This window comes from Streptomyces melanogenes (assembly GCF_014649795.1).
In the GTDB taxonomy this organism is placed as follows: domain Bacteria; phylum Actinomycetota; class Actinomycetes; order Streptomycetales; family Streptomycetaceae; genus Streptomyces; species Streptomyces noboritoensis.
The window spans coordinates 1-12,986 of sequence record NZ_BMTS01000035.1 but is presented as its reverse complement, the minus strand read 5'-3'; the positions used below and the strand labels follow the sequence as shown (position 1 = coordinate 12,986).

At 72.2% G+C, this 12,986-nt stretch carries 13 protein-coding genes and 1 pseudogene; 3 read left to right on the top strand and 11 right to left on the bottom strand.

Features of this window, described 5'->3' with window-relative positions; genetic code table 11:
- Nucleotides 1-83 precede the first annotated feature (83 nt).
- From truB to rimP, 7 genes are all read right to left on the bottom strand, one after another.
- Entirely contained in the window at nucleotides 84-989 is a 906-nt protein-coding gene (gene truB, locus IE252_RS38735; RefSeq protein ID WP_190094199.1) for a tRNA pseudouridine(55) synthase TruB, read from the bottom strand.
- Nucleotides 986-1,438, bottom strand: coding sequence for a 30S ribosome-binding factor RbfA (gene rbfA, locus IE252_RS38730; RefSeq protein WP_190094198.1), 453 nt, complete (start codon nucleotides 1,436-1,438; stop codon nucleotides 986-988). Before rbfA ends, truB begins: the two co-directional genes overlap by 4 nt.
- 38 nt (nucleotides 1,439-1,476) lie before the next feature.
- Nucleotides 1,477-1,770 carry a DUF503 domain-containing protein gene (locus IE252_RS38725; protein ID WP_067164897.1) on the bottom strand — a complete coding sequence of 98 codons (294 nt, stop codon included), beginning with the start codon at nucleotides 1,768-1,770 and terminating at the stop codon, nucleotides 1,477-1,479.
- A 137-nt stretch (nucleotides 1,771-1,907) separates the two neighbouring features.
- A complete protein-coding gene (gene infB / locus IE252_RS38720; protein WP_190094197.1) occupies nucleotides 1,908-5,015 on the bottom strand; it encodes a translation initiation factor IF-2 in 3,108 nt (1,035 codons plus the stop codon).
- Between the two features lie 148 nt (nucleotides 5,016-5,163).
- Entirely contained in the window at nucleotides 5,164-5,442 is a 279-nt protein-coding gene (locus IE252_RS38715; RefSeq protein WP_190094196.1) for a YlxR family protein, read from the bottom strand.
- 131 nt (nucleotides 5,443-5,573) lie between these two features.
- Nucleotides 5,574-6,566 carry a transcription termination factor NusA gene (gene nusA / locus IE252_RS38710; RefSeq protein ID WP_101390450.1) on the bottom strand — a complete coding sequence of 331 codons (993 nt, stop codon included), beginning with the start codon at nucleotides 6,564-6,566 and terminating at the stop codon, nucleotides 5,574-5,576.
- 2 nt (nucleotides 6,567-6,568) lie between these two features.
- Nucleotides 6,569-7,066, bottom strand: coding sequence for a ribosome maturation factor RimP (gene rimP, locus IE252_RS38705; protein ID WP_190094195.1), 498 nt, complete (start codon nucleotides 7,064-7,066; stop codon nucleotides 6,569-6,571).
- 186 nt (nucleotides 7,067-7,252) lie between these two features.
- Between rimP and IE252_RS38700 the strand changes: the two genes are divergently transcribed.
- The 3 genes from IE252_RS38700 to IE252_RS38690 are packed head-to-tail and all read left to right on the top strand — an operon-like array spanning nucleotide 7,253 to nucleotide 9,106.
- Nucleotides 7,253-7,759 (top strand): hypothetical protein, encoded by a 507-nt coding sequence (locus IE252_RS38700; RefSeq protein ID WP_190094194.1) that lies wholly within the window; start codon nucleotides 7,253-7,255, stop codon nucleotides 7,757-7,759.
- Nucleotides 7,759-8,187 (top strand): ferritin-like domain-containing protein, encoded by a 429-nt coding sequence (locus tag IE252_RS38695; RefSeq protein WP_190094193.1) that lies wholly within the window; start codon nucleotides 7,759-7,761, stop codon nucleotides 8,185-8,187. The genes IE252_RS38700 and IE252_RS38695 overlap by 1 nt, the downstream gene beginning before the upstream one ends.
- A 22-nt stretch (nucleotides 8,188-8,209) precedes the next feature.
- Complete coding sequence (locus IE252_RS38690) at nucleotides 8,210-9,106, top strand: aminoglycoside phosphotransferase family protein (RefSeq protein ID WP_190094192.1); 897 nt, start codon at nucleotides 8,210-8,212, stop codon at nucleotides 9,104-9,106.
- Between the two features lie 244 nt (nucleotides 9,107-9,350).
- Here IE252_RS38690 and IE252_RS38685 read toward each other — a convergent pair whose 3' ends face one another.
- The 4 genes and pseudogenes from IE252_RS38685 to IE252_RS38670 form a co-directional block, all read right to left on the bottom strand.
- Nucleotides 9,351-11,051, bottom strand: a complete 1,701-nt coding sequence (locus IE252_RS38685) for a proline--tRNA ligase (protein ID WP_190094191.1) — start codon at nucleotides 11,049-11,051, stop codon at nucleotides 9,351-9,353.
- Between the two features lie 80 nt (nucleotides 11,052-11,131).
- Nucleotides 11,132-11,698 (bottom strand): GNAT family N-acetyltransferase, encoded by a 567-nt coding sequence (locus IE252_RS38680; RefSeq protein WP_190094190.1) that lies wholly within the window; start codon nucleotides 11,696-11,698, stop codon nucleotides 11,132-11,134.
- 15 nt (nucleotides 11,699-11,713) lie between these two features.
- Nucleotides 11,714-12,556 (bottom strand): GNAT family N-acetyltransferase, encoded by an 843-nt coding sequence (locus IE252_RS38675; protein ID WP_190094225.1) that lies wholly within the window; start codon nucleotides 12,554-12,556, stop codon nucleotides 11,714-11,716.
- 266 nt (nucleotides 12,557-12,822) lie between these two features.
- A pseudogene (locus IE252_RS38670) lies at nucleotides 12,823-12,986 on the bottom strand (flavodoxin-dependent (E)-4-hydroxy-3-methylbut-2-enyl-diphosphate synthase); the annotation flags it as partial.

Below are 12,986 nucleotides of genomic sequence, written 5' to 3'. Positions count from 1 at the left end.
GGTGAAAACACCTGTGGCGGGCTCGCAAGGAGCCCGCCACACGTTTGAAAGCCCGGGACGAGTCCCGGCCGCACCCCTCGGGGCTAGCCGAACACCGCCAGGCTCTTCGCCTTGCCGCGCTGGCTCTCGACGAGCGCGAGGAGCCGCTCGCCCGGCCCGTAGACGGCGACGGGCTTGCCGTCGCCGTACACCTCGGGCATGTCCAGGCGCACCCCGTTCAGGAGCAGCCCGGCGCGTCGCTCGTCCACGTCCCAGCGGGCGAACGCGGCGGCCGCCGCCTCGGCGACCGGCATCACCGTCAGCTCCTCCTGGAGCTGGTCGAGCGTGCGCGCCGCGTCCAGGCCGTAGGGCCCGACCCGGGTGCGCCGCAGCGCCGTCAGATGACCGCCGACCCCGAGCCCGGCGCCCAGGTCGCGGGCGAGGGCTCGGATGTACGTACCGGACGAGCAGACCACCGAGACGACCAGGTCGACGACGGGGGTGCCGTCCTCGGCCACGGCCTCGCGCACGTCGTACACGCGAAACGAGGAGACCGTCACCGGCCGGGCCGGGATCTCGAACTCCTCGCCGCCGCGCACGCGCGCGTAGGAGCGCTTGCCGTCGATCTTGATGGCCGAGACCTTCGACGGGACCTGCATGATGTCGCCGGTCAGCGCCGCGACACCGGCGTCGATGCCCTCGCGGGTCACCTTCGAGGCGTCGGTGGACGAGGTGATCTCGCCCTCGGCGTCGTCGGTGACGGTGTCCTGGCCGAGGCGGATCGTACCGAGGTACTCCTTCTCGGTCAGGGCGAGGTGCCCGAGCAGCTTGGTGGCGCGCTCGACGCCCAGGACGAGCACGCCCGTGGCCATCGGGTCGAGCGTGCCCGCGTGGCCGACCCGGCGGGTCTTGGCGATCCCGCGCATCTTGGCCACGACGTCGTGCGAAGTGAAGCCGGACGGCTTGTCGACGATGACAAGGCCGTCCGGCGTCTTCTGTACGGTGCTCATTCGGCGGCGGTACCCTCGTCGTCCTCGTCACCGGGCTTCTTGTACGGGTCGGCGTCGCCCGCGTACTTCGCGCCCGAGGAGACCTCGCGCACCGCGGCGTCCGAGGCCCGCGCCTTGTCGAGGAGGTCCTCGATCGTCTTGGCGTTCTCCGGGAGGGCGTCCGCCACGAACGTCAGGGTCGGCGTGAACTTGGTGCCGGCGGCGGAGCCGACCGCGGAGCGCAGGATGCCCTTGGCGCTCTCCAGTCCGGCGGCCGCGCTGGCCCGGTCCTCGTCGTCGCCGTAGACCGTGTAGAAGACCGTGGCCTCCCGCAGGTCGCCGGTGACCCTGGTGTCCGTGATGGTCACGTGCGTACCGAGGCGCGGGTCCTTGATGCCGCGCTGCAGCTTCTGGGCGACCACCTCCCGGATGAGGTCCGCCAGCTTCTTCGCCCGCGCGTTGTCGGCCACTGGTCCTTCTCCTTCTTTGCCTTGCTCAAGCTCAGTTTTCAGTCTTCGTCACTGTGGAGCCTGCGTCGCACCGACAGCAGCTCCACCTCGGGCCGGGCGGCGACCATGCGCTCGCACCGGTCGAGTACGTCTGTGAGGTGCCCCGTGTCGCCGGAGACCACCGCCAGGCCGATCTCGGCCCTTCGATGGAGGTCCTGGTCACCGACTTCCGCCGCGCTCACCGCGTACTTGCGCTGGAGTTCGGCGACGATCGGCCGGACGACGGAGCGTTTTTCCTTCAGCGACCGTACGTCGCCGAGGAGCAGGTCGAAGGACAGCGTCCCCACATACATAGGTGTCCGGATATCCCGCCGGTCCGGGGTAGATGGCCCCGCCAACAACTTGGCGGGGACACCAGAACCGTACACGCAACGGCCGAGGCCGATCGACGGAATTAGCTCCGCCGACCGGCCTCGACTCGATACGACGATCAGCCGCGCGGCTTCTCGCGCATCTCGTACGTCGCGATGACGTCGTCGATCTTGATGTCGTTGAAGTTTCCGAGGTTGATACCGCCCTCGAAGCCTTCGCGGATCTCGGTGACGTCGTCCTTGAAGCGGCGCAGACCCTCGATGTTGAGGTTCTCCGCGATGACCTTGCCGTCCCGGAGGAGGCGGGCCTTCGTGTTCCGCTTGACCTCGCCGGAGCGGATGAGCACACCCGCGATGTTGCCGAGCTTGGACGAGCGGAAGACCTCGCGGATCTCCGCGGTGCCGAGCTCGACCTCCTCGTACTCCGGCTTGAGCATGCCCTTGAGGGCCGCCTCGATCTCCTCGATGGCCTGGTAGATCACCGAGTAGTACCGGACGTCGACGCCCTCGCGCTCCGCCATCTGCGCGGCACGGCCGGCCGCACGGACGTTGTAGCCGATGACGATGGCGTCGGAGCCCATCGCCAGGTCGATGTCGGACTCGGTGACCGCACCCACACCGCGGTGCAGGATGCGGATGTCGACCTCTTCACCGACGTCGAGCTGGAGCAGCGAGGACTCGAGGGCCTCGACAGCACCGGACGCGTCGCCCTTGATGATGATGTTGAGGTCCTGGACCAGACCGGCCTTGAGCACCTTGTCGAGGTCCTCGAGGGACACCCGGCGGGTGCGCTTGGCGAACGCGGCGTTGCGCTCGCGGGCGGCGCGCTTCTCGGCGATCTGACGGGCCGTACGGTCCTCGTCGACCACCAGGAAGTTGTCGCCCGCGCCCGGGACGTTGGTGAGACCGAGGACGAGGACCGGAGTCGACGGACCCGCCTCTTCCACGTTCTCGCCCTTGTCGTCGAGCATGGCGCGGACTCGGCCGTAGGCGTCACCGGCGACCATCGTGTCGCCGACGCGGAGGGTACCGCGCTGGACGAGGACGGTGGCGACGGCGCCGCGGCCGCGGTCGAGGTGGGCCTCGATCGCGATGCCCTGCGCGTCCTGCTCCGGGTTGGCCCGCAGGTCGAGCGAGGCGTCGGCGGTGAGGACGACGGCCTCGAGCAGGGAGTCGATGTGCAGCCCCTGCTTGGCGGAGATGTCGACGAACATGGTGTCGCCGCCGTACTCCTCGGCCACCAGACCGAACTCGGTCAGCTGACCGCGGACCTTGACCGGGTCCGCACCCTCGACGTCGATCTTGTTGACCGCGACCACGATCGGCACGTCGGCCGCCTTGGCGTGGTTGAGCGCCTCGATCGTCTGGGGCATCACACCGTCGTTGGCCGCCACCACGAGGATCGCGATGTCGGTCGACTTGGCACCACGGGCACGCATGGCGGTGAATGCCTCGTGACCCGGGGTGTCGATGAAGGTGATCTTGCGGTCCTCACCGTTGACCTCGGTCGCGACCTGGTAGGCACCGATGTGCTGGGTGATGCCACCGGCCTCGCCCGCCACGACGTTCGTCTTGCGGATCGCGTCGAGCAGTCGGGTCTTTCCGTGGTCGACGTGACCCATGACGGTGACGACCGGCGGACGCGCCACGAGGTACTCCTCGCCGCCCTCGTCCTCGCCGAACTCGATGTCGAAGGACTCGAGCAGCTCGCGGTCCTCCTCCTCCGGGCTGACGATCTGAACCTGGTAGTTCATCTCGCCCGCGAGGAGCTGGAGGGTCTCGTCGGAGACGGACTGCGTGGCAGTGACCATCTCGCCGAGGTTCATCATGACCGCGACCAGCGACGCCGGGTTGGCGTTGATCTTCTCCGCGAAGTCGGTGAGGGACGCACCGCGCGACAGGCGAACGGTCTCGCCGTTGCCGCGGGGCAGCATCACGCCGCCGACCGACGGGGCCTGCATGGCCTCGTACTCCTGGCGCCTCTGACGCTTCGACTTGCGACCGCGACGGGCGGGCCCGCCGGGACGGCCGAAGGCACCCTGCGTGCCGCCACGGCCACCGGGGCCGCCGGGACGACCGGCGAAGCCGGGACGACCGCCGCCGAAGCCGCCGCCACCACCGGGAGCGCCGCCGCCACCGCCGGGACGGCCGCCGAAGCCACCGCCGCCACCGGGACGACCGCCGCCGCCGGGACCGGCCGGACGGCCGGCGAAGCCGCCGCCCGCAGGACGGCCGGCGCCGCCCGGACGGCCACCGGGGCCACCGGGACCACGGCCACCGGGGCCGCCGCCGGGACGCGGGCCCGCAGCGGGACGCTGCGGCATCATGCCGGGGTTCGGACGGTTACCGCCCGGAGCGCCGCCCGGACGCGGGGCGCCGCCCTGCGGACGGGGCATACCGCCGGGGGTCGGACGGGGAGCACCCTGGCCCTGGGGACGCGGAGCGCCACCGGGACCGCCCTGCGGACGCGGGGCGCCACCGGGGGCACCGGCGCCGCCGGGACGCGGGGCGCCGCCACCGGGACGGGGCGCCTGGGGGCGCGCCATGCCGGTGGAGCCACCCGAGGTGAAGGGGTTGTTGCCGGGACGCGGACCCGCGGGACGGGCACCGCCCGGACGCGGGGCACGCTCGCCCGCGGCGGGACGCGGAGCGCCGCCGGGACGGGCACCCTGGCCGCCCTGACGCTCGCCCTGGCGCTCACCCTGACCGCCGGAGGCGGCGGGACGGGCGGCCGGACGCGGGCCGGGGGTGGCACCCGCGGGACGCGGGGCCTGCTGCGGCGCGGGGGCGGCCGGAGCCGCCGGAGCCGAGAACTCGGCCGCGGGGACCGGAGCCGCCGGGGCGGGCTTGGCCGGCGCGGGCTTGGGACCCGGACGCGGGCCGGGAGCCGGCGCCGTGGACGGGGTGCTGCTCTTGGGGGCCTCGGCGGCGGCCGGCTTGGGGGCCGGGGCGCCGGGCTTGGGGGCAGCGGGACGTGCCGCCTGCGCCGGGGAGGGCGCGGCGGGCTTGGCAGGCGTCGCCTTGCGGGGCGCGCTCGGCTTGGCAGCGGACTTGCCGGCGTTGCCACCGGGCCCCTGCAAAGCGTCGGTCAGCTTGCGTACAACCGGCGCCTCGATCGTCGAGGACGCCGAACGGACGAATTCACCGAGTTCTTGGAGCTTGGCCATGACGACCTTGCTCTCAACCCCGAACTCCTTGGCGAGTTCGTATACCCGGACCTTAGCCACTTCGCTCCTTTTAGGTCCGGGTTACCGCCGGACCGTCGCTACTTCATGGGCGTACTCATCGCGTACTCATCGAGTGCTCATCGCAATCTCGACCTACTTCCAACTCGCGAGGTACCTGACCGCACGGTGTTCCGTGCCGTACTTCTTCTTACGGTGCTGCCTGCTCGACGTGCTGACGCACGGCCTCGCTGTCCAGCGGCTCCTTGACCTTGAAGGCCCGGGAGAGTGCCCGGCGGCGGACCGCCAGGTCGAGACAGAGCGAGGCGGGGTGAACGTACGCACCCCGGCCGGGCAGCGTACCGCGAGGATCGGGGACGCAAGCGCCCTCGACCTCCACGATGCGCAGCAAATCGGTCTTGGCCGCTCGCTCCCGGCACCCCACACAGGTGCGCTCAGGGCATGCGCGGGCATGCGTCCGGCCAGACACGTTTAAGTCTACCTCCCCGTACCGACCTCACCCCTTTGGGGCAAAAATCGAACGGCCGTTGTCCTAAAAGATCGCCATGACGGCAACAGCCACGGGGCCCGGTGCTATTCCCGGACCCCGTGGCCGTCTGTTCAGTCCTGCTCGGAGGGCTGCTCCGTGTCCGGCCGGATGTCGATGCGCCAGCCGGTGAGCCGCGCGGCGAGCCGGGCGTTCTGGCCCTCCTTGCCGATGGCGAGCGAGAGCTGGTAGTCGGGCACGGTCACCCGCGCGGAGCGGGCCGCGAGGTCGACCACCTCGACCCGGGAGACCCGGGCCGGGGAGAGCGCGTTGGCCACCATCTCGGCCGGGTCGTCCGACCAGTCGACGATGTCGATCTTCTCGCCGTGCAGCTCGGCCATGACGTTGCGCACCCGGCCGCCCATCGGGCCGATGCAGGCGCCCTTGGCGTTCAGACCGCTGCGGGTCGAGCGCACCGCGATCTTCGTACGGTGACCGGCCTCACGGGCGATAGCGGAGATCTCCACCGAGCCGTCCGCGATCTCCGGCACCTCCAGGGCGAAGAGCTTCTTCACCAGATTGGGGTGGGTGCGCGAGAGCGTCACCGAGGGACCTCGCACGCCCTTCGCCACCCGTACGACGTACGTACGAAGGCGCAGTCCGTGGGTGTACTCCTCGCCCGGGACCTGCTCCTGCACGGGGAGCATGGCCTCCATCTTGCCGATGTCGACCAGGACGTTCTTCGGGTCCTTGCCCTGCTGCACGACACCGGTGATCACGTCGCCCTCGCGCCCGGCGAACTCACCGAAGGTGATGTCGTCCTCGGCGTCGCGCAGCCGCTGCAGGATGACCTGCTTGGCGGTGGTGGCGGCGATCCGGCCGAAGCCGGTCGGGGTGTCGTCGAATTCCTTGGCCTCCTGGCCCTCTTCCAGGTCGGCCGGGTCTTCCTTCGCCCACACGGTCACATGGCCGTTCTCGCGGTCGAGCTTGACGCGCGCGCGGCGGAAGCTTCCCTCGGTGCGGTGGTAGGCGATGAGGAGGGCCGACTCGATGGCCTCGACCAGCAGGTCGAAGGAGATCTCCTTCTCCCGTACCAAACCCCGCAGGGCACTCATGTCGATGTCCATGGCTACGCCTCCTCTTCCTTCTTGTCCTTGCGGTTGAACTCGATTTCGACACGCGCCTTGGCGATGTCGGCGTACGCGATCCGGCGGGCGGTGGCCTTGCGGCCCTTCACGCCCGGCACTTCCAGGTCCAGCCCGTCCTCGTCGGCGCCCAGGATCCGCGCGACCAGCTCGCCGCCCTCGGCGAGGGTGAACCGGGCGAGCCGCCCGATGGCGCGCACGTAGTGGCGCAGCTCGGAGAGCGGGCGCTCGGCACCGGGGGAGGTGACTTCGAGGACGTACTCCTCGTCACCCATGACGTCGCTCTCGTCGAGCGCGTCGGAGACGGCCCGGCTCAGCTCGGCACAGGTGTCCAGCTCCACGCCCTCGTCGGAGTCGACGACGATGCGCAGCATGCGGCGGCGGCCGGCCCGGGACACCTCGATCTCCTCGAGATCGAGATCCTTCGCGCTGACGAGCGGTTCCAGCAGTCCGCGCAGCCTCTCGCTCTGGGTCGTGCTCATCCGGGTGACTCCTCGGCCGCGTGTGCTGTTGTGGGATCGTCGCGTACGGCATACGTCTGCGCCGTCAGGTCAAAGGGTATCCGGTCCCGGGGGGTGTTGCCGTCCACCCGGAGCGGGGCGCGGGTACGCTCGCCTGCGGTGATCACTTGGCGGCCCCCGGGCCCGGAGCCCACAGGGGAGACAGACGTGCCCGCTACCAGGACGCCGACCTCTCGCAGAGCCGCCCTCGCGGCGACCGGCGCGGCCGCCGCCGGACTGCTCGCCGCCTGCTCGGACGGCCCGTCGCGGCAGACCGACGGCGGCGCGGCGGAGCGGGCCCGCGCGGCCCGGGCCGAGGCCGCCCTGCGGCTGCGCACCGCGGCGGCGAGCGCCGCGCTGCGCGACCGGTACGAGGCGGTCGCGCTGCGCCATCCGGCGGTACGGGAGCGGCTCGCGCCCCTGCGTGAGGAGGCGGCTCAGCACGCGACGGCGCTGGCGGCGGCCCCCGCGCGCCTCGCCTCCCCGCCGCCGTCCCCCATCCCCGACGACCCCGCCGAGGCGCTGCGCGCACTGGCCGCGACGGCCCGCCAGACCTCGGATGCCCACACGGCGGCGCTCGCCGAGGCGCCCCCCGAGCTCGCCCGGCTGCTGGCCTCGGTCGCGGCGGCGGGCGCGGTCCACGCGTATCTGCTGACCCGGCGGGAGGGCAGCTGATGTCGGCGCTGGAAGCGGCGCAGGCCGCGCTCGCGGCGGAGCACGCGGCGGTGTACGGGTACGGGGTGCTCGGCGGCCGGGTCGCCGAGCCGCGCGGGGCGGAGGCCCGGGAGGCTTACGCGGCCCACCGCGCGCGCCGTGACGCGCTCACCCGGACCGTGCGCGACCTGGGCGGCGCGCCGGTCGCCTCCGCGCCGGCGTACGCGCTGCCGTTCCCGGTGCCGGACGCGGCGGCCGCGGTGCGGCTGGCGGCCGAGCTGGAGGACCGGGTGGCGGGGGTCTACTCCGATCTGGTCCGGGCGGCCGAGGGCCCGCTGCGCCGGGAGGCGGCGGCCGCGCTGCGGGAGGCGGCGGTGCGGGCGGGGAGGTGGCGGGGCGGCAGCGTAGCCTTTCCGGGGCTCGCCGAACGTCCGGGCCCGACCGGTTAGCCGACCAAGGGACAACGCACGCATGGCTTTCGAACCGCCTGAGCGGCTGGTACGCGCGCTCGGCGAGACGTACGGGGACGACGTCGCGGCACGCTGGCTGGGGCAGCTGCCCGCCCTGGCCGAGGCGGCGGTCGCGGAGCGCGACCTGACGGTGGACCGGGTGCAGGCGCCCGGGGGCCGCAGCTCCCTGGTCCTCCTCGTCCGCTGCCCGGACGGCACCCCGGCGGCGCTGAAGCTGGCTCCTGCGGAGGCGCGGCCGGAGCTGGAGAGAGCGGCCCTGACCCACTGGAAGGGCTGGGGCGCGACCCAGTTCCTCGACGCTTCCCCTTCCGACTCCCTCTTGCTGGAACGCCTGCACCCCGAGGTGTCGTTGCGCTCGCTCCCGGAGGCGAAGGCGCTCCTGGAGGCGGCGGGAACGCTGCGCCGCCTGTGGGTGGAGCCGCCGGTGTCGCACGGTTTCGAGTCGGTGGCGGAACGGACGGAGCGTCAGGCGGCGGCGATGAGGGGCGAGTTGCCGGAGGACGTGGCCCCACTGGCGGAGGCGGCGCTGGCGGCGCGGTCCGAGTTGACGATGTCACCGTCGGAGGAGTTCCTCCTCCACGGCAACTTCCGCCAGAGCAAGGTGCTTTCGGGCGGGCGCTCGCCGTGGCTGACGGTCGGCCCAGAGCCCCTGGTGGGCGAACGGGCCTACGACCTGGCCCGCCTGGTCCGCGACCGCGTCGAGGACCTCATCGCGGCCCCGAGCGGCGCGGCGCTGGCCCGCCGCCGGGTGAACAAACTGGCGGACGCGCTGGATGTCGACCCGGCGCGACTGCACGGCTGGACCCTGTTCCGCGCGGTGGAGTCCGGCCTACGCGCCCGAACGGCGGGCCGCACCCAGGAGTCAGAACTGCTGCTGGAGTTCGCGGGCTGGTTGTAGGGGCGGGCAGCTTCGTCTGCGGGTGGGTGGCGGGCTGGTCGCGCAGTTCCCCGCGCCCCTGAGATGCGCCCCTGCGGGGCGCCCCCAGGGGATTGCCGCGCAGCGGCATCTAAGGGGCGCGGGGAACTGCGCGACCAGTTGGGGACGGCCCGCAGACGAACGCAGACCCCGGGGTCCGGGGGCGCAGCCCCCGGGAGCGCCACCTCCACCCCCGGAGGGTTTAGGGAAGGGGCGGGGTGGGGGCTCAACCCCGCAGACGAGCGACCGCTTCCGCCACAGACAGCTCCTCCCGCTCCCCCGTCCGCCGGTCCTTGAGCTCCAGCACGCCCTCCCCGGCCCGCCGCCCCGCGACAAGAATCTTCGGCACGCCCAGCAGCTCCGCATCCGTGAACTTGACCCCCGGCGACACCCCCGACCGGTCGTCCACCAGCACCCGCAGCCCCGCCGCGGCCAGCTGCGCCGCCACATCCAGCGCCACCTCGATCTGCAGCGCCTTGCCCGCCGCGACGACGTGGACGTCCGCCGGGGCGACCTCGGCGGGCCAGCACAGCCCGGCCGCGTCGGCCGTCTGCTCGGCCAGCGCGGCCACGGCCCGCGAGATGCCGATCCCGTACGAGCCCATCGTCACCCGCACCGGCTTGCCCTGCTGCCCCAGGACGTCGAGCTGGAACGTGTCCGCGTACTTCCGCCCCAGCTGGAAGATGTGCCCGATCTCGATCGCTCGGTCGAGCCGGAGGCCCGCGCCGCACGCGGGGCACGGGTCGCCCTCCTCGACGACGACCACGTCGAGGTAGTCGTCGACCGAGAAGTCCCGCCCGCACACCACGTTGCGCGCGTGCGTGTCCGCACGGTTCGCACCCGTCACCCACGCCGTCCCCGGCGCGACCCGGGGGTCGGCGATGTAGCGGACCTTCTCCAGGCCCTGCGGGCCGACGTACCCGCGTACGAGATCGGGCCGGTCCACGAAGTCCTCGGCGGTGACCAGCTCGACGACCGCCGGCGCCAGGTGCTCGCCCAGCTTGCCCAGGTCCACCTCGCGGTTCCCCGGCACGCCGACCGCCACGATCTCGCCGTCCACCTTGACCAGCAGGTTCTTGAGGGTCGCGGAGGCCGGCACGCCCAGGTGGGCCGCCAGCGACTCGATCGTCGGGGTGTCCGGCGTGTCCAGCTCCTCCACGGGCCCGACCCCGGACGCGTCCACGGCCTCGGCCACGAACGTCACCGCCTCCGTGTTGGCCGCGTACTCGCACGCCGGGCAGTCCACGAACGTGTCCTCACCGGCGGCGGCCGGAGCCAGGAACTCCTCCGACGCCGAACCGCCCATCGCCCCCGACACCGCCGAAACGATCCGGTAGTCGAGCCCGAGGCGCGCGAAGATCTTCCGGTACGCCTCGCGGTGCAGCGCGTACGACTCGGCCAGGCCCTCGTCCGTGGTGTCGAACGAGTACGAGTCCTTCATCTGGAACTCGCGCCCGCGCAGCACGCCCGACCGGGGCCGCGCCTCGTCGCGGTACTTGGTCTGGATCTGGTAGAGCATCACCGGCAGGTCCTTGTAGGACGTGCACTGGTCCTTGACGGTCTGGGTGAAGATCTCCTCGTGGGTGGGCCCGAGCAGATAGTCCGCGCCCTTGCGGTCCTTGAGCCGGAACAGCAGGTCGCCGTACTCCTCCCAGCGCCCGCTCGCCTCGTACGCCTCCTTGGGCAGCAGGGCCGGGAGCAGCACCTCCTGGGCGCCGATCGCGTCCATCTCCTCGCGCACGATGTTCGAGATGTTGTCGAGGACCTTCTTGCCGAGCGGCAGCCAGGTCCAGATCCCGGCCGCGTTGCGCCGTACGTATCCGGCCCGCACCAGCAGCTTGTGGCTGAGCGTCTCCGCGTCCGCCGGGTCGTCGCGCAGTGTCTTGACCATCAGACGGGACATGCGCTGGACCTGGGCGGCTGCCATGGGGATCTCTCCTGTACGTACACGGGTGGTGTCAGGAGGTTATCCGCGCGCCACGCGCGCGTGGAAATCGGTTTACGGGCTCACGGCCGCCGCAGCGGCAGATGCGCGCCCATCACGGCGTACGGCCGTGGCGCGCTCGGGAAGTGGACCTGGCCCGCGAGGTCCAGATACCCCAGCGCGCGGTACAGCGCCCGCGCCGGGCTCTCCGTGTCGATCGCGGAGAGGATCGACCTCGGCTCGGCCGCGCTGTCGGTGATCCGGGTGATGAGCTCGCGGCCGACGCCCCGGCCCTGGTGGGAGGGGTGGACGTGGAGCTCGGTGATCACGAAGGAGTCGTCGAGCCAGGCGTCGGTGCCGTTGTGGCGCAGATACGGTTCGACGACCGTGGACCACCAGTGCGCGCGGTCATTGGGCATCCCGTACACGAAGCCGACGAGGCTTCCGTCGGGGGTGGTGGCGCCCAGGGCGCGCGCGCCGGGGCAGGCGAGGTGGCGCAGCACGATGTGGCGGCGCACGCCGACCTCCTCCGCGCTGAGCCCGAAGGCGACCGCCTGCACGGCGAGGGCCTCGTCCACGCGGGCGGCGAGGTCGAGCGGTCCGACCGTCACCTCGGGCGTCCGGGGACCGGCTCCAAAGGAAGGTGCCATGGCCGCACCCTACTGTCAGAAGAGCACGCTCATGAAAGCCCCCGTCTCACGGAAGCCGACCCGGCGGTAGCAGGCGCGTGCCGCCGTGTTGAAGTCGTTCACGTAGAGGCTGACGACGGGGGCGACGTCGGCGAGGGCGTAGCGCAGGACGGCGGCCATGCCGGTGACGGACAGGCCCTGGCCCCGGTGCTCGGGGGCGACCCAGACGCCCTGGATCTGGCAGGCGCGCGAGGTGGCCGCGCCGATCTCGGCCTTGAAGACGACCTTGCCGTCCTCGACGCGGGCGAACGAGCGCCCGGCGCCGACGAGTTCGGCGACGCGCGCCTGGTAGAGCAGCCCGCCGTCGCCCGCCATCGGGGAGACGCCGACCTCCTCGGTGAACATGGCCACGCACGCGGGCATGATCACGTCCATCTCGTCCTTGCGGATCCGGCGTACGTACGGGTCGGGGGCCAGGTCGTCGGGCATCCGCTCGGTGACCATCAGCGGCTGGTGCGGACGGACGTCGCGGGCCGGGCCCCAGTGCGGCTCCAGGAGCTTCCAGAGCAGGGCGGTCGGCTCGGCCGGGCCGACGATGGAGGAGCAGCGGCGGCCGGTGCGGCGGGCGCGGTCCGCGAAGGCGCGGACGGCTTCGGGGGTGGCGCAGATGGGGACGAGGTTGGCGCCGGAGTAGCAGAGCGAGCGCAGCTTGCCGTCGGCGTACCAGCCCCACATCTCGCCGCCGAGCCGCCACGGGTCGAGGCCGGCGACCTGCACGCGCGAGGCCACGAAGGCGTTGGCGACCGGATCGCTCTCCATGACGGCGAGCGCCGCGCCGAGGTCACCGGGTTCGAGGACCCGGGTGGTGGTCTGCGTCAACACGAGGGGCCTCACCATACGGTCTGCTGATCTCCGCACTGTACCCGGCGACGCGCCGACGCGGCTTGCCCGGTGCTCGTCTGCGGGCCGGTGGCGGGTTGCTCGCGCAGTTCCCCGCGCCCCTAAAAATGCCGCTCCGCGGCAATCCCCTGGGGCGCCCCGAAGGGGCGCATCTCAGGGGCGCGGGGAACTGCGCGGCCAGCCATCCACGGTCCGCAGACGAACGACACCCCTCGGAGAGTTTCGGGAAGGGGCGGGGTGGGGGATCAACCCGCCACAGACACCTGCGGCTCGCCCGACGTCACGCCGTCCTTCTCCATCTGCTCGGCGATCTTCATCGCCTCCTCGATCAGCGTCTCGACGATCTTCGACTCGGGCACGGTCTTGATGACCTCACCCTTCACGAAGATCTGCCCCTTGCCGTTGCCCG

Coding starts and splice junctions, on each gene's coding strand:
- IE252_RS38695 (WP_190094193.1), top strand. CDS start 7,759: ATGTCGGCGCTGGAAGCGGCGCAGGCCGCGCTCGCGGCGGAGCACGCG.
- truB (WP_190094199.1), bottom strand. CDS start 989: ATGAGCACCGTACAGAAGACGCCGGACGGCCTTGTCATCGTCGACAAG.
- IE252_RS38690 (WP_190094192.1), top strand. CDS start 8,210: ATGGCTTTCGAACCGCCTGAGCGGCTGGTACGCGCGCTCGGCGAGACG.
- IE252_RS38685 (WP_190094191.1), bottom strand. CDS start 11,051: ATGGCAGCCGCCCAGGTCCAGCGCATGTCCCGTCTGATGGTCAAGACA.
- nusA (WP_101390450.1), bottom strand. CDS start 6,566: ATGGACATCGACATGAGTGCCCTGCGGGGTTTGGTACGGGAGAAGGAG.
- IE252_RS38680 (WP_190094190.1), bottom strand. CDS start 11,698: ATGGCACCTTCCTTTGGAGCCGGTCCCCGGACGCCCGAGGTGACGGTC.
- IE252_RS38725 (WP_067164897.1), bottom strand. CDS start 1,770: ATGTATGTGGGGACGCTGTCCTTCGACCTGCTCCTCGGCGACGTACGG.
- rimP (WP_190094195.1), bottom strand. CDS start 7,066: ATGAGCACGACCCAGAGCGAGAGGCTGCGCGGACTGCTGGAACCGCTC.